General features: G+C 37.7%; 19 protein-coding genes and 1 pseudogene. 14 read left to right on the top strand and 6 right to left on the bottom strand.

Annotation, left to right across the window (positions count from 1 at the left end; translation table 11 throughout):
* The 4 genes and pseudogenes from HMPREF3279_RS10130 to bioD form a co-directional block, all read left to right on the top strand.
* Positions 1-314 (top strand): annotated as a pseudogene (locus HMPREF3279_RS10130) (histone); the annotation flags it as partial.
* A gap of 300 nt (positions 315-614) precedes the next feature.
* The gene (locus HMPREF3279_RS01385) at positions 615-1,160 is read left to right on the top strand and encodes a histone (protein WP_070867835.1); all 546 of its coding nucleotides are present in this window, start codon (positions 615-617) and stop codon (positions 1,158-1,160) included.
* A gap of 69 nt (positions 1,161-1,229) precedes the next feature.
* The gene (locus tag HMPREF3279_RS01390) at positions 1,230-1,496 is read left to right on the top strand and encodes a YcgL domain-containing protein (protein ID WP_049371326.1); all 267 of its coding nucleotides are present in this window, start codon (positions 1,230-1,232) and stop codon (positions 1,494-1,496) included.
* 102 nt (positions 1,497-1,598) lie between these two features.
* The gene (gene bioD / locus HMPREF3279_RS01395) at positions 1,599-2,333 is read left to right on the top strand and encodes a dethiobiotin synthase (protein ID WP_049373403.1); all 735 of its coding nucleotides are present in this window, start codon (positions 1,599-1,601) and stop codon (positions 2,331-2,333) included.
* Positions 2,334-2,387: 54 nt separating this feature from the next.
* Here the strand turns inward: bioD and can are convergent, their stop codons facing one another.
* Entirely contained in the window at positions 2,388-3,080 is a 693-nt protein-coding gene (gene can, locus HMPREF3279_RS01400; RefSeq protein WP_049366615.1) for a carbonate dehydratase, read from the bottom strand.
* 128 nt (positions 3,081-3,208) lie between these two features.
* The gene (asnS, locus tag HMPREF3279_RS01405) at positions 3,209-4,612 is read right to left on the bottom strand and encodes an asparagine--tRNA ligase (protein WP_049373404.1); all 1,404 of its coding nucleotides are present in this window, start codon (positions 4,610-4,612) and stop codon (positions 3,209-3,211) included.
* 140 nt (positions 4,613-4,752) lie between these two features.
* Here asnS and sohB point away from each other — a divergent pair, with 140 nt between their 5' ends.
* Together sohB and HMPREF3279_RS01415 are read left to right on the top strand one after the other, a co-directional pair.
* Positions 4,753-5,808, top strand: a complete 1,056-nt coding sequence (sohB, locus tag HMPREF3279_RS01410; RefSeq protein WP_070867836.1) for a protease SohB — start codon at positions 4,753-4,755, stop codon at positions 5,806-5,808.
* 213 nt (positions 5,809-6,021) lie between these two features.
* Positions 6,022-6,879 (top strand): OmpA family protein, encoded by an 858-nt coding sequence (locus HMPREF3279_RS01415; protein WP_049373406.1) that lies wholly within the window; start codon positions 6,022-6,024, stop codon positions 6,877-6,879.
* A 65-nt stretch (positions 6,880-6,944) separates the two neighbouring features.
* On the opposite strand, the gene HMPREF3279_RS01420 is transcribed toward HMPREF3279_RS01415, so the two are convergent.
* Positions 6,945-7,808 (bottom strand): fructosamine kinase family protein, encoded by an 864-nt coding sequence (locus tag HMPREF3279_RS01420; protein WP_070867837.1) that lies wholly within the window; start codon positions 7,806-7,808, stop codon positions 6,945-6,947.
* A 199-nt stretch (positions 7,809-8,007) separates the two neighbouring features.
* On the opposite strand from HMPREF3279_RS01420, the gene pheS reads away from it, so the two are divergent.
* The 4 genes from pheS (at position 8,008) to HMPREF3279_RS01440 (ending at position 12,309) form a co-directional block, all read left to right on the top strand.
* Complete coding sequence (gene pheS, locus HMPREF3279_RS01425; RefSeq protein WP_070867838.1) at positions 8,008-8,997, top strand: phenylalanine--tRNA ligase subunit alpha; 990 nt, start codon at positions 8,008-8,010, stop codon at positions 8,995-8,997.
* A gap of 75 nt (positions 8,998-9,072) precedes the next feature.
* Positions 9,073-11,463: a phenylalanine--tRNA ligase subunit beta gene (gene pheT / locus HMPREF3279_RS01430; RefSeq protein WP_070867839.1), complete on the top strand. Its 2,391-nt coding sequence runs from the start codon at positions 9,073-9,075 to the stop codon at positions 11,461-11,463.
* 13 nt (positions 11,464-11,476) lie between these two features.
* A complete protein-coding gene (locus HMPREF3279_RS01435) occupies positions 11,477-11,776 on the top strand; it encodes an integration host factor subunit alpha (protein ID WP_005697518.1) in 300 nt (99 codons plus the stop codon).
* 47 nt (positions 11,777-11,823) lie between these two features.
* Positions 11,824-12,309, top strand: coding sequence for a C40 family peptidase (locus HMPREF3279_RS01440; protein ID WP_005696176.1), 486 nt, complete (start codon positions 11,824-11,826; stop codon positions 12,307-12,309).
* A gap of 42 nt (positions 12,310-12,351) precedes the next feature.
* Here the strand turns inward: HMPREF3279_RS01440 and metF are convergent, their stop codons facing one another.
* Positions 12,352-13,242, bottom strand: coding sequence for a methylenetetrahydrofolate reductase (metF, locus tag HMPREF3279_RS01445; RefSeq protein ID WP_005697527.1), 891 nt, complete (start codon positions 13,240-13,242; stop codon positions 12,352-12,354).
* Positions 13,243-13,571: 329 nt separating this feature from the next.
* Between metF and rplM the strand changes: the two genes are divergently transcribed.
* From rplM to HMPREF3279_RS01465, 4 genes are all read left to right on the top strand, one after another.
* The gene (gene rplM, locus HMPREF3279_RS01450) at positions 13,572-14,000 is read left to right on the top strand and encodes a 50S ribosomal protein L13 (RefSeq protein ID WP_005628896.1); all 429 of its coding nucleotides are present in this window, start codon (positions 13,572-13,574) and stop codon (positions 13,998-14,000) included.
* 16 nt (positions 14,001-14,016) lie between these two features.
* Positions 14,017-14,409, top strand: a complete 393-nt coding sequence (rpsI, locus tag HMPREF3279_RS01455) for a 30S ribosomal protein S9 (RefSeq protein WP_005696173.1) — start codon at positions 14,017-14,019, stop codon at positions 14,407-14,409.
* Between the two features lie 230 nt (positions 14,410-14,639).
* On the top strand, positions 14,640-15,278 hold the full coding sequence (gene sspA, locus HMPREF3279_RS01460; RefSeq protein WP_005696172.1) for a stringent starvation protein SspA: 639 nt from the start codon (positions 14,640-14,642) through the stop codon (positions 15,276-15,278).
* Complete coding sequence (locus tag HMPREF3279_RS01465) at positions 15,278-15,724, top strand: ClpXP protease specificity-enhancing factor (protein WP_070867840.1); 447 nt, start codon at positions 15,278-15,280, stop codon at positions 15,722-15,724. Before sspA ends, HMPREF3279_RS01465 begins: the two co-directional genes overlap by 1 nt.
* Before the next feature lie 49 nt (positions 15,725-15,773).
* Here HMPREF3279_RS01465 and trpA read toward each other — a convergent pair whose 3' ends face one another.
* Entirely contained in the window at positions 15,774-16,580 is an 807-nt protein-coding gene (trpA, locus tag HMPREF3279_RS01470; RefSeq protein ID WP_070867841.1) for a tryptophan synthase subunit alpha, read from the bottom strand.
* Positions 16,580-17,776: a tryptophan synthase subunit beta gene (trpB, locus tag HMPREF3279_RS01475; protein WP_070867842.1), complete on the bottom strand. Its 1,197-nt coding sequence runs from the start codon at positions 17,774-17,776 to the stop codon at positions 16,580-16,582. The genes trpA and trpB overlap by 1 nt, the downstream gene beginning before the upstream one ends.
* Positions 17,777-17,786: the final 10 nt, after the last annotated feature.

Here is a 17,786-nt window from a genome sequence, read left to right on the forward strand (position 1 = left end):
CTGCTGAAGTGAAAGATGCGGCTGAAGATAAAGCTGTAAAAGCAAAAGAAGCTGTCGAAGATAAAGTTGCTGAAGTAAAAGATTCGCTTTCAGAGGCAAAAGATGTAATGTCTTCTAAAGTTGAAGCTGCAAAAGATGCCACAGTAAGCGCGGCAGTACAAGTTAAAGATGCTGTGGTTGCAGCAGCTAACTATGTTAAACATGTTGCGGAAAATAAAATGACTGAAGCAAAAGATGCTGTGTGCTCTAAAGCAGAGGAAGTAAAAAATGTAGATTCTGAAACAAAAGATCAATCTGCAGCCGTAAAAAAGTAACTGAAAAGTAAAAGCAATAGTTAAGGATTATTCAAATTAACTGAGTGGGATTGTTCAAAAAAAATACAAAAAAGTGATTTTTTATCTTTACAAAAAATAAAATTTTTATAATGAACTTTTTTACAAATCTTTTAATTTCATTGGGTTATAGTTGTTTTAGAGAGGTATTATAAAAAACTATATCTTTAGAAATGTAAATTTTTTTGGAAGATGTTTTATTTTAAGTTTTTTTTACGTAAACTAGATCACACAAAGCAGATAGCTTTGGATTAATTCTTAATTATAAAATGGAGAATGACAATGAAAAAATCAGTATTAGCCGCATTAGTATTAGGTGCATCTTTAGCCGTAACTGGTTGTTTCGATAAACAAGAAACAGCTCAAAAAGTTGAAGCAGCAAAAGATGCAACAGCAAATGCAGCAACACAAATTAAAGATGCAGCAAAAGAAGTTGCAACTGATGTTAAAAATGCGGCAATTGACGCAAAAGATTCAGCTGCAAATAAAATGGCTGAAACAAAAGAAGCAGTAGTTGATAAAGCTTCTGAAATGAAAGATGCTGCTGCAAATAAAATGGCTGAGGCAAAAGATGCAGTGTCTTCTAAAATGGAAGAAGTAAAAAATGCAGCTTCTGAAGCAAAAGATGCAGCAGCAGATAAAGCAGTTGAAATGAAAGATGCTGCAGCAAATAAAATGGCTGAAGCAAAAGATGCGATGTCTTCTAAAATGGAAGCAGTAAAAAACTCAGCTTCAGAAACAAAAGATGCGGCAGCTGATAAAGCGGCTGAAGCAAAAGATGCAGCAGAAAATAAAGCAGCTGAAGTAAAAGAAGCTGTGACTAAATAATTAAACTTTCGTAAAATAAAACCTATCAGAGATTATCTGGTAGGTTTTTTCTTTTTGGAGCAATATGAAATGTTATGTGCAATTTATAAAAGTAAACGTAAACCAGGCTGCTATCTTTATATTTCCAAACGAGATGATTTTTCAGCTGTACCGGATATATTAATGCAGAGTTTTGGTAAGCCTCAATTTCTTATGCCTTTCAATTTGAGGGGGAGTAAACCGCTTGTTCATGCAGATAAAGATGAGGTTATGGGGAAAATTACTCAGCAAGGATTTTATCTTCAAATGCCAAAACAAGATGATGGCTTGTTTAATAGTTTGAGTGAGATCAAATAAGCCTTTTATTTTTTCCTAAAAATATCCAAATCTTGCTTTATCTCAATATTTTCCTCAAAAAACTCCTTTAGAATTGACCGCACTTTTAAAAGGAGAATAAAAATGAGTAGTTTCTTTGTGGCAGGTACAGATACTGACGTGGGTAAGACCACCGCCTGTCGTGCCATTATTCAGGCATTACAAGCAAAGGGCGTGCGAATTGTGGGTTATAAGCCGATTGCTTGTAGCTGTGAAGAGGGGATTTATCCTGTCGAAAATCAGTCTAATGAATCCCAAACAGATTATGATGCTGAAAATAATTCAGACGTGTTAGCTTTAATGGATGCAACGAATGAGCCAGTATCTTATCAAGAAGTAAATAGCTATACTTTTGCTCATTCCTTGCCGATGCTGACTCGAGATAAATCACGCATTAAATTAAGTAAGATTAATCAAGCCTTAACGATATTAGTTCAAAAATATCAATCTGTTGTCGTGGAAGGTTCATTTGGGTTACTCACACCAATGGCAGAAGGTAAGAGTTTTGCTGATTGGGTTGTTGAGCATAAAATGCCTGTTGTGTTGGTTGTTGGTATCAAAGAAGGCTGTATTAACCATGCATTGCTGACAGCTCAAGTGATTAAACAGCTTGGCGTTCCTTTATTAGGCTGGATTGCAAATCGAATTAACCCTTGTTTAGGGCATTATAAAGAGGTGGTAGATATTTTAGAGGCTCAGATTGATGCGCCTTTGCTAGGTAAAATCCCTTATATTCATAAGCCAGAATCCCAAGAGTTAGGACATTATTTAACGAATATTGATCGTTTGATGTATATGCAAACAGAGCTAGTTAAATAGTAAGTTTGAAATAAAAAGTGCGGTTAAATTTCATTAGATTTAACCGCACTTTTTTTATTCTTCGTTTTCTGGAAGTTCTTTTTTCAGGATATCTTCTTCCGCGAGGCTAGATAGGCGAGCAATTGCATTACGGTAAGAGATTTCAAGAGTTTCCCGACTGGTTGCAATAACACCTTGATCTACTAAGAATCCATCATTTACATCATATACCCAGCCATGTAGGGAGAGTTTTTGTCCACGTTCCCAAGCGCTTTTTACGATAGATGTGCGTCCTAGGTTATAAACTTGCTCTGCAACATTTAATTTAGTGAGCATATCTGAACGTTTTTCTGCTGAAAGATTGCCTAATAGATGCCCGTGTTTAAACCAAATATCACGAATATGGAGCAACCAGTTATTGATTAACCCTAGATCGTGATCTTGCATCGCTGCTTTAATACCACCACAATTTGTATGACCGCAAATAATAATATGTTCAATTTTGAGTACATCAACGGCATATTGTACAACTGAAAGGCAGTTAAAATCCGTATGAATAACTTGGTTAGCAACATTACGATGAACAAATAATTCGCCCGGTTCAAGATTTGTGAGTTTTTCAGCAGGAACACGGCTATCAGAGCAGCCAATCCAAAGATAATGAGGTGTTTGGTGATCGGCAAGTTCTTTAAAATAAGTGGAATTTTCTTCTTTCATTCTTTGCGCCCAGCTATAGTTGTTTGCAAAGAGTTGTTTAATTTTGTCCATTTCTACTTTCCTTAATATGATGTATTTGAAAGATTGATTCAAACACAATAAATAAAATAGGGGATAAATTTATCGCCTAAAATGATGACCGCACTTTAAAGAAAGTGCGGTCAATTTAAACAATATTTTTAGAAATTTGCATTTCTTGGTGCACGAGGGAATGGAATCACATCGCGAATATTTTGTACGCCAGTTACATAAACAATTAAGCGTTCAAAACCAAGACCAAAACCTGAATGTGGTACAGTACCATATTTACGAAGATCACGATACCACCAGTAATCTTCAGGATTTAGGCCCATTTCTTCCATACGTTTATCTAATACGTCTAAACGTTCTTCACGTTGTGAACCACCGATGATTTCACCAATTCCAGGCGCGAGAACATCCATTGCAGCTACAGTTTTGCCATCGTCATTTAAACGCATATAGAAGGCTTTGATATCTTTCGGATAGTTTTTCACGACAACAGGTGATTTGAAATATTCTTCTGCTAAGAAACGTTCATGTTCAGAAGATAAATCGATCCCCCAAGAAACAGGGAATTCGAATTTCTTACCTGATTTTAATAACACGTCGATCGCATCGGTATAGTCGATTTGAGCAAAATCAGAGTTTACGAAGTTTTCTAAACGAGTAATCACATCTTTATCTACGTGTTTTTCAAAGAATTTTAAGTCATCTTTACGTTCAGCAAGCACAGCGCGGAACACGTATTTCAACATGTCTTCTGCTAATTTCGCATTGTCAGCAAGCGTTGCAAACGCCACTTCAGGCTCAACCATCCAGAACTCAGCAAGGTGGCGAGTTGTATTTGAATTTTCAGCACGGAATGTTGGACCAAAAGTATAGATTTTGCTTAACGCACAGGCATAAGTTTCACCGTTTAATTGGCCTGAAACCGTTAAAAATGATTCTTTCCCGAAGAAGTCTTGGCTGAAATCAACTTTACCATCTTCGCCACGAGGAAGATTTTCTAAATCAAGCGTTGAAACACGGAACATTTCACCCGCACCTTCAGTATCTGATGCAGTAATTAATGGGGTAGCCACCCAATAGAAACCTTGCTCATGGAAGAAACGATGAATCGCTTGCGCTAAACAGTGACGAACACGCGCTACAGCACCGATAATATTGGTACGAGGACGTAAGTGAGCTACTTCACGTAAGTATTCAATTGAGTGACGTTTTGCTGCCATTGGATAAGTATCAGGATCTTCTACGAACCCTGTCACTTCTACTTTTTCAGCTTGAAGTTCAACAGCTTGACCTTCAGCAGGTGACTCAACAATGGTGCCGGTTACGATAACAGAACAGCCCGTTGTTAAGCGTAATACTTCACTTTCATAATTTTCAATATCGTTATTGACGATGACTTGAATAGGATCAAAGCAAGAGCCGTCATAAACAGCGAGGAAGGAAAGACCTGCTTTAGAATCACGACGGGTACGAACCCAGCCACGTACGGTAACTTTTTCGCCAATAGCGACTTTACCTTGTAACACATCGACAATGGATGCAACTTTAGACATATAAACCTCTGTAATTCATTATAAATTAGGCAATAAAACTGCGTTAGTTTACCTTAAATCGCAAAATTTTCCATAAAAAGTTAGTGTAAATCGGGCTTGCACAGTAAAATAACGCCTTCACTTTATTTTAGGAGAAAACTATGTGGTCTGATATTTTGACCGGCTATGGCATTTTTATTTTAGAGATTTTAACGATTTTACTTGTGATTGCTGCTATTGTCGCAATGATCATTTCAGCAAAACAGCGTAATGCAACACATCATGGTGAATTGGTCGTGACAGATCTTTCGGAAGAATTTAAGGAAACAATAAAGCATTTACGCGATTTCCAGCTTTCAGAAGAAGAACTTAAACAAGCAGAAAAAGCGGAGAAGAAAGCGAAAAAGCAAGAGGCAAAGGCGTTAAAAGCGAAATTAAAAAATGGTGAGAAAGAAACGCCTAAACCTTGTGTTTATGTGCTCGATTTTAAAGGTGATATTTCTGCATCAGAAACAACCGCACTTCGAGAAGAAATTTCGGCGATTATTAATGTAGCAAAAGCCGATGATGAGGTCTTACTACGTTTAGAAAGTCCTGGAGGTGTTGTTCATGGTTATGGTTTGGCCGCCTCGCAGTTAGCTCGCTTAAAACAAAAAGGGGTTAAATTAACGGTTGCAGTTGATAAGGTTGCTGCAAGTGGTGGGTATATGATGGCTTGTGTGGCAGATAAAATTGTTTCCGCACCTTTTGCGATCATTGGTTCTATTGGTGTTGTAGCTCAAATTCCCAATATTCATCGTTTATTGAAAAAACATGATGTTGATGTTGATGTGATGACAGCAGGAGAATTTAAACGCACCGTTACAGTATTAGGTGAAAATACTGAAAAAGGAAAACAGAAATTCCAAGCAGAACTTGAAGAAACCCATCAATTATTTAAACAATTTGTGGCTCAAAATCGACCGCACTTAGATGTGGATAAAGTCGCAACTGGTGAGCATTGGTTCGGTCAACAAGCCTTAGCGCTTCAACTAGTCGATGAGTTAGCAACCAGTGATGATATTATTCTTGAAAAAATGAAAGATAAGTCTGTGATCGCGGTGAAATATAAAGTGAAAAAGCCACTTTTACAAAAAATAGGTAAGCAAGCTGAAGAGAGTATTGAGGGAATTATCCATCGAAATTTAACAAAAAATGGACAGGATTTTATTCAATAAGAAAAAAATTTACTTATTTGACAACTCTTTACACAACTTTACAAAAAAGTTCCATAAAAAATCATTTTTTAATGTTTTTTTATTTACAAGTTAAAGAATTATGACTACCATACGCCATGAAACTTTTTATAGTTTTATTTGTAAAATTTATAAAGTTTAGTTGTGTAGGTTCTTCTTGCAAGGATTGCACCTTAACAGTAAAAAGGTAAAGAAATGAAATTATCTCGTATTTTATTATCTGCAGTAGCAGTAGCGACAGTTGCTGCTTGTGGTAACTTAAGCAAAGTTACAGAAGCTGGTACTCCAGAATATAAAGAAGTTGATGGTCAACAAGTACCACAACTCGTATGGCCTAAGATTGATAAAGCTGGTTTCAACCATGATGGTAGCCAATTTGGTTCATGGCCAAACTGGGATAACGTTCGTATGATCGAACGTGGTATGAACAAAGACCAATTATATAACCTAATCGGTCGTCCACACTTCTCTGAAGGTTTATACGGTGTTGAAGAGTGGGATTATGTGTTCAACTATCGTGAAAATGGTGTTCACAAAATTTGTCAATACAAAGTATTATTTGACAAAAACCACAATGCTCAAAGCTTCTTCTGGTATCCAAATGGTTGTAACGGCAACTCAGCATTTACTTTAAGTGGTGACTTCTTATTCGATTTTGATAAAGATACTTTAACTCCACGTGGTAAAGAAGTTGTTGATAACGTTGCTGCACAATTAAAAGAAACTGGTGCTAAAGAAGTTAAAGTTGCAGGTTATACTGACCGCTTAGGTTCTGATGCTTACAACTTAGATCTTTCTCAACGTCGTGCTAACCGTGTTAAAGCTCGTTTAATTCAAGATGGCGTAACATCTGAAATTACAGCTGTTGGTTACGGTAAAGTACCACAAGTTAAAGCTTGTAACGGTTACAAACACGCAAGTAAAGCTGAGAAAGACTGTTTACGTCCAAACCGTCGTGTAGAAATCACTGCTTCTGGTTCTGTATTAAAATTACAAGAAGGTGGTCAAGTTAACGGTGGAACTCAAGGTCCAGCACCTCTTTATCAAAAATAATAGATAGAGAAGATAGAAAGAGCGTAATGAAAATTACGCTCTTTTTTTATCTGATGTTTAAGAAATTATTCAAGTAGAAGTTCTTCAATCAATTTAGTGGTTAAGCTAATATAACTTCCATTAAAACGATGGCTGAAATTTAGTAAATAATAGAGCTGATAAAGGTGTTTTCTTTCTTCAAAACCTTCTTTATCAAGTGGGAAAGTGCGGTCATAAATTTCATAGAATTCAGCTGAGAACGGTTGGAAAAGCTCACTGAATGCTAAATCACATTCTCTATCTCCCCAGTAACAAGCAGGATCATAAGTAAAGGTTTGATTTCCTACAATAGCGGTATTCTCAATCCATAAGTTACCATGTAACAAAGAAGGTTTAGGATTATGTTTTGAAAGTTTGTGTTTTACTTTTTCAATAATTAAATCAATATCACCAAAGTCTAAACCTTTATCTTTGCAGAGTTGTAATTGCCATCCAATACGCTGTTCTGCAAAAAACTTCGCCCAACTTCCATTCCATTTATTTGGCTGATACTCAGGACCAAGCCAAGTATCAAAATCTAATCCATAGTTTTTAGTGCCAGACACTTGATGGAGTTTTGCTAATTCTTCAGCAAAGTGTGACGTTGCATTGGTTTGTTGAGTAATAGGAAGCGCTTCTAGTAATAAGAAACTATGGTTTTGAGAACAGCCTATGCCATACACTTGCGGAAGTCGGATTGTATTGGTTTTGCCTAGTAGGTTTAATTGGTCAGCTTCTGCACGAAACATTGAACGATAGGACCGTTCATTCACTTTAACAAAGACCGGTTGGATTCCATCCGTAATGAGCCAAGTTTCATTTACTTCGCCACCAGGCACTTTGTTTTTTTCTTTGATGTTATAGTAAGCACCAAATTGATCAGCTAAGACTTGAGAAATTGATTTCCACATAATACGCCTCCTAGACATGGTCGATTCTTCTTCATTCTAACGAAAGTGTTAAAAATTACTGTGATATATCTCAAAAAATAGCAAAAATTTTTGTCATTTTTCCTCTGAAACATCAATTCACTAATAAACGCGTGATTTTTTAATGAGTTAGTATTATCATTAGGTGTATTTTAGTTAGAAAAGATAATCAGGGGAAACTATGCAACATCTGAAAGATCTTGTTGAGAAAGCAAAATCGGCGATTGAACAAATCGAAAATAAAAGTTTAACCACATTAGATGAAATTCGTGTGGAATATTTTGGTAAAAAAGGGCATTTTACCCAACTTATGCAGGAATTGCGTAATGTTGCAGCGGAAGAGCGTCCCGCAATGGGCGCTAAAATCAATGAAGCGAAACAAGCTGCGTTAGATTTTTTAAATGCTAAAAAAGCAGAATGGGAGCAAGCTGAACTCAATGCGAAATTAGAGAAAGAACGTATTGATGTGAGCCTTCCAGGTCGTAAAACAGAAACTGGTGGTTTACACCCAGTGACCATTACCATCAATCGCGTAACAGAATTCTTTTCAGAGTTAGGTTTTTCTGTGGAAACCGGTCCCGAAATTGAAAGTGATTATTACAATTTCGATGCATTAAATATCCCTAAACATCACCCAGCACGTGCTGATCACGATACATTCTGGTTTAATCCTGAATTATTACTTCGTACACAAACCTCAGGTGTACAAATTCGTACCATGGAAAAAATGCAGCCACCTATTCGTATTATGGCGCCTGGTCGAGTATATCGTAACGACTACGATCAAACACACACACCAATGTTCCATCAAATTGAATTGCTTTATGTAGATAAAAAAGCAAACTTCACCGAGTTAAAAGGTTTATTACACGATTTCTTACGTGCATTTTTTGAAGAAGATTTACAAGTTCGTTTCCGTCCTTCTTATTTCCCATTTACTGAACCTTCTGCAGAAGTTGATGTAATGGGTAAAAATGGTAAATGGTTAGAAGTATTAGGTTGTGGTATGGTGCATCCTAATGTGTTACGTAACGTAGGTATTGATCCAAATGAATATTCTGGCTTTGCAGTAGGCATGGGGGTTGAGCGTTTAACCATGTTACGCTACAACGTCACAGATTTACGTTCATTCTTTGAAAACGACTTACGTTTTTTAAAACAATTTAAGTAATTAACCGTTGGGTTAAATTGACGATAATGATTAATTTAGAACGTAACACGTTCATCAATAAAGGATACAGAGATAATGAAATTTAGCGAAAATTGGGTGAGAGAATGGGTTAATCCATCAATTTCAACAGAGCAGTTATGTGATCAAATCACGATGCTTGGCTTAGAAGTTGATGGCGTTGAAAAGGTAGCAGGCGACTTTACTGGAGTAGTTGTAGGTGAAGTTGTTGAATGTGAACAACACCCAGATGCAGACAAATTACGAGTCACTAAAGTAAATATTGGTGGCGACCGTTTATTAGATATCGTTTGTGGTGCACCAAATTGCCGTCAAGGTTTAAAAGTGGCATGTGCAACTGAAGGTGCGGTATTACCTGGTGATTTTAAAATTAAGAAGACTAAATTACGTGGCCAACCTTCAGAAGGGATGCTTTGCTCATTCTCTGAATTAGGCATTGATGTGGATGCAGATGGTATTATAGAGCTACCGTTAGATGCACCCGTGGGTACAAATCTACGTGAATATTTAGATTTAGATGATAAAGCAATTGAAATCAGCTTAACGCCAAACCGTGCAGATTGTTTAAGTATTGCAGGTGTTGCACGTGAAGTTGGTGTGGTTAATAAACAAGTTGTTAATCAACCGCACTTTGATGCCGTACCTGCAACGATTTCAGATAAAGTTCAAATTGAATTAAAAGCGCCAGAAGCGTGCCCTCGTTATTTATTGCGCGTGGTGAAAAATGTGAATGTTAAAGCGCAATCACCAATTTGGTTACAAGAAAAATTACGTCGTTGTGGTATTCGTTCTATCGATCCTATTGTAGATATTACCAACTATGTTTTACTTGAATTAGGTCAACCAATGCATGCTTTTGATGCATCAAAAGTGTCTCAACCTGTTCAAGTACGTTTAGCCAATAACGGCGAAGAACTTGTTTTATTAGATGGTACAACCGCAAAATTACAACCGAATACTTTAGTGATTGCAGACCAAACTGGTCCATTAGCAATGGCAGGTATCTTTGGTGGTCAAGCTAGCGGTGTTGATGCTGAAACAACAAAAGATGTAATTTTAGAAGCGGCATTCTTTGCACCATTAGCGATTGCGGGACGTGCAAGACAATACGGTTTACACACAGATTCTTCACATCGTTTTGAACGTGGTGTAGATTTTACGCTACAACGTCACGCAATGGAACGTGCAACAGCATTGTTACTTGAAATTTGTGGTGGTGAAGCAGGCGAAATTTGTGAAGTGGTGAGTGAGCAATATTTACCAAAAGTCAATGAAGTCACTTTACGTCGTGAAAAATTAGATAGCTTATTAGGTCATCATATCGAAACAGAAACCGTGACTGAGATTTTTGAGCGTTTAGGTTTTGCGGTGAAATATGCTAATGATGTTTGGACCGTGACTTCAGCAAGCTGGCGTTTTGATATTGAAATCGAAGAAGATCTCATTGAAGAAGTAGCACGTATTTATGGCTATAACAGCATTCCAAATAATGCACCATTAGCACATCTTCGTATGCGTGAACATAAAGAGTCTGATTTAGATTTAAGCCGAATTAAAACCGCACTTGTGGATGCAGATTATCAAGAGGCGATTACTTATAGCTTCGTTGATCCAAAAGTACAAACTTTACTTCATCCAGAAATTGAAGCACTTGTATTACCAAATCCAATTTCAGTTGAAATGTCAGCAATGCGCGTTTCATTGTTAAGTGGATTACTCGGTGCAGTACTATACAACCAAAATCGTCAACAAAACCGCGTGCGTTTATTTGAAACGGGATTACGTTTTGTTCCTGATGCCAATGCAGAATTTGGTGTGCGCCAAGAATTTGTTCTTGCAGGTGTGATTACCGGTACAGCAAAATCAGAATGTTGGACAGGTAAAGCAGAAACGGTTGATTTCTTTGATCTTAAAGGTGATTTAGAAAGTATTCTTTCTCTTACCGAAGTGGGTAATCGAGTTAAATTCGTGGCAAAAGCATACAGTGCCTTGCACCCAGGTCAATCTGCTGCAATTGAATTAGATGGAAAAGAAATTGGTTTTATTGGAACTATTCATCCACTTATTGCTCAAAAACTAGGATTAAATGGCAAAGCGGTTGTTTTTGAAATTTTATGGGATGCCATTGCAAATCGTCGTGTGGTTCAAGCCAAGGAGATTTCAAAATTCCCTGCGAACCGTCGTGACTTAGCTTTAGTTGTTGCAGATAATATCCCTGCAGGAGATATTATTGATGCATGTAAACAAGCCGGCGGAGAAAAATTAACACAAGTCAATTTATTCGACGTATATCAAGGCATTGGCGTTGCTAGCGGACATAAGAGCTTAGCAATTAGTTTAACCATTCAAGATAATGAAAAAACGCTTGAAGATGATGAGATTAATGCGGTAATCTCTGCTGTATTAAACGAAGTTAAACAACGCTTTAATGCGGAGCTTAGAGACTAAACAGGAGACTAACATGGCAACGATTACAAAAATTGATATTACTGAATACTTATTAGATAAGTATCAATTACAAAAAGCGGAAGCTAAAGCATTAGTTGAAGACTTTTTTGAGGAAATTCGTTTATCGTTAGAATCTGGTGGTGAAGTGAAATTATCCGGTTTTGGTAATTTTGAACTTCGTAATAAAGCTTCCCGTCCAGGGCGTAATCCAAAAACAGGAGAAAGTATTCCTGTTTCTGCGCGCCGTGTAGTGGCATTCAAGCCAGGGCAAAAATTACGTGCTCGCGTGGAAAATACCAAGCCAAAACAATAGTAAGAAAAGTGCGGTCGTTTTTGACCGCACTTTTGTCAGGATTGAACATGAATAAGATTAAATGTGCTTTTTTAGTCGCAGGAAGTTTTTTGCTTTTTGCTTGTTCAAGTGGTGTTCGTGAAGAATATGCCATGAACTATAAAGGTCAGATTGGAGATCCGATTATAGCGATTGCCATGTTAAGTGAACAACAATACGAATGGGCGGGTACACCTTATGTGTTAGGTGGGCAGTCTCGTGGTGGTATTGATTGTTCTGGTTTTGTGCAAAAAACCTTTATTGATCGTTTTAATATCAACCTTCCTCGAACTACGAAAGATCAAGCGGGTTACGGAAAACTTGTTCGTAAAGAAGATATCCAAACAGGCGATTTAATTTTCTTTAAAACGGGACGCGGACCAAATGGCTATCATGTGGGGATTTATGTGAAAGAAGATAAATTTTTACACGCTTCAACTAAAGGTGGCGTGATTTATTCTTCGATGAATAGTCCTTATTGGAAAAAAGCTTTTTGGCAAGTTAGACGAGTATAGTGGAAATAAAAAAGTGCGGTTAATTTTAACCGCACTTTTTCTTTATGGATTTGTTGTAGGACGAATACCTAATGTATGACAAATTGCATAAGTAAGTTCACTACGATTTAACGTGTAGAAGTGGAAGTCATTCACACCTTCACGAGAAAGGATTTTTACCATATCCATTGCCACACTTGCCGCGACGAGATTACGAGTAGTAGGATCATCATCTAATCCTTCATATGCCTTAGCCAGCCATGCTGGAATTTTTACATTCGTAAATGATGCCATTTTTTGCAGTTGTTTGAAGTTAGTGACAGGTAGAATACCCGGAACAATTTCAGCCTCAATACCAATGGATGCACAGCGATCACGGAAGCGAAGATAACTATCAATATCAAAGAAGAATTGAGTAATGACGTGATTAGCGCCCGCATCAATTTTACGTTTCAAATTGATTAAATCTGCTTGTGCTGATTTTGCTTCAGGGTGAACCTCAGGATATGCTGCAACTGAGATATCAAAATCAGCTACGGAGCGGAGTAGTTCTACTAAATCAGCCGCATAGAAAGGTTTTTTAGCATAGCCTTTTGGCTCATCACCGCGTAAAGCCACAATGCGACGAATACCGCTATCCCAATAATCTTTTGCAATTTCTTTTAATTCTTCAGGTGTGGCATCAATACCCGTTAAATGTGGTGCAGCTTCTATACCTGTTTCTGCTTTAATGGCTTTCACGATGCTATGTGTACGATCACGCTCGCCAGAGTTTGCGCCATAGGTGACGGAAACAAATTTAGGATTTAATACTTTTAAACGATGGATGGAATCCCAAAGCATGCTTTCCATTTTTTCATTTTTAGGCGGAAAGAATTCAAAGGAGACATTGATTTTTTTGTTAGTATCAGCAAGATGTTGATTTAATGTATTAATTTCGTTTGCGTAGCTCATAGCATGCCTTCTTACATTTTTTATTAGAATGCGCTTATCATAAGATAAGAACTAATATGCGTCAATTTCAATGATTTCATCAAAATGATGAATGAAATTAATGATTATTTATTACGCGTTGTATTTTAAAAGAAAATCAATTTATTTGCACAAAAAGTTAGCATTTTTTCTAAAAATAGGTATAATACGCCGACCCTGTAAATGCACGGATTCCCACCGTGCATTATTTTATCGAGATCACACTCGAAGGGGTGGAGATTAAGATTAATGGTTGTGTTTCAAACAATATGGAACACTGGGTATCAAACTTATATTTTGGTAATTAATTAATGAAAACTTTTGTAGCAAAACCGGAAACAGTAAAACGTGACTGGTATGTGGTAGATGCGACAGGTAAAACTTTAGGTCGTTTAGCTACTGAATTAGCACGCCGTCTTCGTGGTAAACACAAGGCTGAGTACACTCCACACGTAGATACTGGTGATTATATCATCGTTATCAACGCAGACAAAGTGGCAGTAACTGGTCGTAAAGAAACAGATAAACTTTACTACTGGCACACTGGCTATGTAGGTGGTATCAAACAAGCGACTTTCAAAGAAATGATCGCTCGCCGTCCTGAAGCGGTGATTGAAATTGCGGTTAAAGGTATGTTGCCAAAAGGTCCATTAGGCCGTGCAATGTTCCGTAAATTAAAAGTGTATGCGGGTGCAGAACACCAACACGCAGCACAACAACCACAAGTATTAGACATTTAATCACGAGGTTTAGGAAATGGCAGAGAATCAAAACTACGGCACTGGTCGCCGCAAAAGCTCTTCAGCTCGTGTATTTATCAAACCGGGCAGTGGTAAAATCACTATCAACCAACGTGAATTAGACGTATATTTCGGTCGCGAAACAGCTCGTATGATCGTACGTCAACCGTTAGAATTAGTGGAATTAACTGATAAATTAGACCTATACATCACTGTTAAAGGTGGTGGTATTTCTGGTCAAGCGGGTGCAATCCGTCACGGTATCACTCGTGCATTAATGGAATATGATGAGACTTTACGTCCTGCTCTTCGTGCAGCTGGCTTCGTTACTCGTGACGCACGTCGCGTTGAACGTAAAAAAGTTGGTTTACACAAAGCACGTCGTCGTCCACAATACTCCAAACGTTAATTTTTTATTATCGTTTCAAGAAAGCAGAGAGCAATCTCTGCTTTTTTTATGTCTGTAAAAAATAAATTAATTAAAAATTACCATGCTTTGATTTCTTGTTGTGTATTTGTAATTGATTGATTTTAAAATAAAAACAAGAAAATATTGGCAATTTTGATCTCGGTTATGTTAAAATAATCGCCCACTTTTAGTAGAAGTATATAGATTATTTTGGATCTTCGGAGGAATAAATGTCCAATGCATCAAGTAAACGTTCAGTAATGACTCTTTTTTCAAATAAAAATGACATTTACTGCCATCAGGTAAAAATTGTCTTAGCTGAAAAAGGTGTCGCTTACGAAAACGAAGAAGTTGATTTGCAAGCATTATCAGAAGATTTAATGGAATTAAATCCTTACGGCACATTACCAACATTGGTGGATCGTGATTTAGTATTATTCAGCTCACGCATTATTATGGAATATCTTGATGAGCGTTTTCCACATCCTCCACTTATGCCAGTTTATCCCGTTTCTCGTGCGAAAAGCCGTCTTTTAATGTTACGTATCGAACAAGATTGGTATCCAACATTAGAAATTGCTGAAAAAGGTACGGAAGTTGAACGTGAAGAGGCATTAAAACAGTTAAAAGAAGAATTGCTAGCGGTATCGGTTATCTTCCAACAAACTCCTTATTTTATGAGCGAAGAGTTTGGCTTGGTTGATTGCTATGTTGCACCATTATTATGGAAACTACGTAATATGGGCGTTGAATTCAGCGGTACAGGAAGCAAAGCAATCAAAGGCTATATGGATCGTGTGTTTAGCCGTGATTCATTCTTGCAATCTGTAGGTGAAGCTGCACCTAAAAATTTAATGGATGATAAATAATGGCTCATACACCTTCTCCAAAACGTCCTTATTTACTAAGAGCCTATTATGATTGGCTAGTGGATAACGATTTCACCCCATATTTAGTGGTGGATGCCAATTATTATGGTACCAATGTGCCTGTGGAATACGTGAAAGATGGGCAAATCGTTTTAAATCTTTCTGCTGGTGCGACGGGGAATTTGCAATTAACAAATGACTTTATTCAGTTTAATGCACGTTTCAAAGGTGTGGCTCGTGAGTTATATATTCCTATGGGCGCAGCTTTAGCTATTTATGCACGTGAAAATGGTGATGGCGTGATGTTTGAGCCAGAAGAAATTTACGATGAATTAAATCGTGAGCCAACATCAGAACAGCCATTAAGCTTTGCAGAAGCGGTAGATAAGCCTAAGACGGAAAAGAAACCACAGAAATCAGCATCTCATTTACGAATCGTGGATTAATGAAAGAAAAATAAAAGTGCGGTTAATTTTAACCGCACTTTTTTATTTATTATTTTGTTGCTGCTTTCATATTGCGAACAAACTCGGCAAGTTCAGATAAGCATTGAGCCTGATTATCTAAATTTCGCTCAATGATTTTTACGGTTGCAGAGCCTGAAATTGCGCCTGCAGCACCCAGTTGAAGGGCTTCTTTCACTTGAGCAGGTTGAGCAATACCAAAACCTTGTAGAATTGCTGGAGCCTTGTGGGTTTTAAGTTGTTCTACAAGTGTATCTAAGTTTGCGGCATGAGCTTGATTCTCTGCACTTGTTACACCTGCACGAGAAACTAAATAGGTATAGCCTTCGCTGTTTTCAGCAACGCCTTGTACTGTTTTTACATCAGCATTTGGTGGGCAAATAAAGACAGGTTGAATGCCATGTTTTTTAGCAGCTTGAACATAGTCTTCTTTTGCCAATAATGGAATATCTGCCACTAAAACTGCATCCACGCCGACTTCTGCACAGCGTTGATAGAAATTATCTAATCCTTTTGCAAAAATTAAATTTGCACAAAGGAGTAAACTAATCGGAATTTCTGGATATTTTGACCGTACTTTAGCGAGTAATTTAAAGCTGTCTTCAGTGCTATGGCCCGCATTGAGCGCACGGTTATTAGCCGCCTGGATAACGGGACCGTCTAATAGCGGATCAGAAAATGGAAAGCCTAATTCCAACGCATCTGCGCCATTTTCAACTAAAGTACAAATAATCTCAAAAGAGCGATCAAATGTTGGATCGCATAATGTCACGAAAGGTACAAACGCCCCTTCTTTTTTCGCTGCAAGTTCTGCAAATTTAGTTTCAAAACGGCTCATTATTGCATTCCTTTTTCTTTTAAAACTTTATCAACGGTGAAAATATCTTTATCACCACGACCAGAGAGATTCACCACTAAAATTTGTTCTTTATTCGGTTCTTGATGAATCATTTTTAATGCGTATGCTAATGCATGCGAACTTTCCAATGCAGGAATAATCCCTTCATGTTTTGCTAATGCTTGGAAAGCGTTTAATGCTTCATCATCTGTAATACTTGGGTATTCTGCACGACCAATGCTTTGTAAGTAAGCATGTTGAGGCCCTACAGAAGGGAAGTCTAATCCAGCAGAAATAGAGTAGGATTCTTCTACTTGACCATCTTCAGTTTGCATTAAAGGTGATTTCATACCGAAATAAATACCAACTTTTGCATGGCCTAATGGTGCACCATGTTCACCACTTTCAATGCCGTGACCAGCGGGTTCTACACCAATTAAGCGCACACCTTTTTCATCAATAAAATCGGTAAACATACCAATGGCATTCGAACCACCACCGACTGCTGCAATAACAGCATCCGGTAAGCGACCTTCTTTTTCTAAGATTTGACGTTTGGTTTCTTCACCAATCATTTTTTGGAATTCTCGTACAATGGTTGGGAATGGATGAGGGCCTGCCGCCGTACCCAATAAATAATGGGTATTTTCATAATTAGCTGACCAATCACGCATCGCTTCACAGCATGCATCTTTTAATGAGCAAGAACCTTTTTGTACAGGAATCACTTCCGCACCCATTAAACGCATACGGAATACGTTTGGTGATTGACGTTCTACGTCTTTTGCCCCCATATAAACACGGCAAGGCATATCTAACATTGCACAAGCAAGGGCTGTCGCAACACCATGTTGGCCCGCACCGGTTTCCGCGATAATGCGTGTTTTACCCATGCGTTTTGCCAATAAAATTTGACCTAACACTTGGTTGGTTTTATGGGCACCACCGTGAAGTAAATCTTCACGTTTTAAATAAATTTTTGCTTTAGTGCCTTTGGTTAAATTACGGCAAAGGGTAAGTGCGGTCGGTCTGCCCGCATAATTTTTAAGTAAATCTTGAAATTCACGTTGGAATTCAGGATCGTCTTTTGCTTCAACAAAGGCTTTTTCTAGCTGTTGTAGTACCGGTACGAGAATCTCCGGTACATACATTCCGCCAAATTCACCGAAATAAGGATTTAAAAGGGTTTCTGACATAATATTTCCT

Origin of the sequence: Haemophilus sp. HMSC71H05 (genome assembly GCF_001838635.1) — a bacterium.
Classification (GTDB): domain Bacteria; phylum Pseudomonadota; class Gammaproteobacteria; order Enterobacterales; family Pasteurellaceae; genus Haemophilus_D; species Haemophilus_D parainfluenzae_R.